The sequence below is a fragment of the Vibrio sp. 378 genome (genome assembly GCF_033339435.1).
Genome location: NZ_JAWOUO010000411.1, coordinates 1 through 774 on the forward strand (window position 1 = coordinate 1; position 774 = coordinate 774).

The 774-nt window shown below is 44.1% G+C and carries 2 protein-coding genes; one reads left to right on the forward strand and one right to left on the reverse strand.

Features of this window, described 5'->3' with window-relative positions; genetic code table 11:
• The first annotated feature begins 66 nt into the window (after window positions 1–66).
• Window positions 67–306 (forward strand): YdcH family protein, encoded by a 240-nt coding sequence (locus R7Q48_RS26620; RefSeq protein ID WP_005479911.1) that lies wholly within the window; start codon window positions 67–69, stop codon window positions 304–306.
• A 63-nt stretch (window positions 307–369) separates the two neighbouring features.
• Here R7Q48_RS26620 and R7Q48_RS26625 read toward each other — a convergent pair.
• A partial coding sequence (locus R7Q48_RS26625; protein ID WP_318133219.1) for a DMT family transporter occupies window positions 370–774 on the reverse strand: 405 nt, incomplete at its 5' end.

The window sequence follows — 774 nt, forward strand, 5'->3', positions numbered from 1 at the left end:
GGTTAATGTTGAATTGCTCAAAAAACAAGCAAGACAAACATCAATAACGCCACTCAAGAGGTCTCTATGTTAGGTGAAAATCACTCATTAACTCATGAATTCCCAGAACATTTGGATACCATCACTCAGCTTAGCCAAAACGATGCATCATTTGCTGAAAACGTTAAAAACTATAACGCACTCGATAAAGAGATTCGTGTATTAGAGCTGCAAGGCAGCCCGATAGACGACCACGCCATGAATGTGCTCAAACATAATCGAGCGGAGCTAAAAGACTGGCTGCACTCCCGAATTATGGGTTCTTAACCAAGCAATGAGTATCGGCTCCTATTAACGAGCCGATTTTAGAAGAGGGAGGGGTCCAACAAATTAACGAGTCGTAGTTGTCAACGATTCGGATACCATAAGATCTTGCTTCTTACGTACTTTTATCTGCGACAGAATCACGCCGGAGATAACCATCAAGCCGCCGATAATATGGTACACGTGAATCTCTTCACCGAGCAGTGTTGACGCTAAGGCGACAGAGACCACAGGCATTAAGTTCATGAACATGGCGCTGGAGTCTGCACCAATCAAATCTATTGCTTTTACCCACATCAATGGAGCGAAAATAGACGCTGCGATACCAGCATAAGCGATCAGTGGAAGCGCATCTTGGCTAGGAAGCAGTTGTTCGCTTGAAAGCCACAGTGGAGTCAGCATGATGACAGAGAAGAAGCCTTGCATGTAAACCAATGTTAGGCTGTTAAATGGCATCTTCCAACGTTTTAA

Bases quoted from the DNA above. Each gene is read 5' to 3' on its own strand.
- R7Q48_RS26620 (WP_005479911.1), top strand. From the start codon at position 67: ATGTTAGGTGAAAATCACTCATTAACTCATGAATTCCCAGAACATTTG.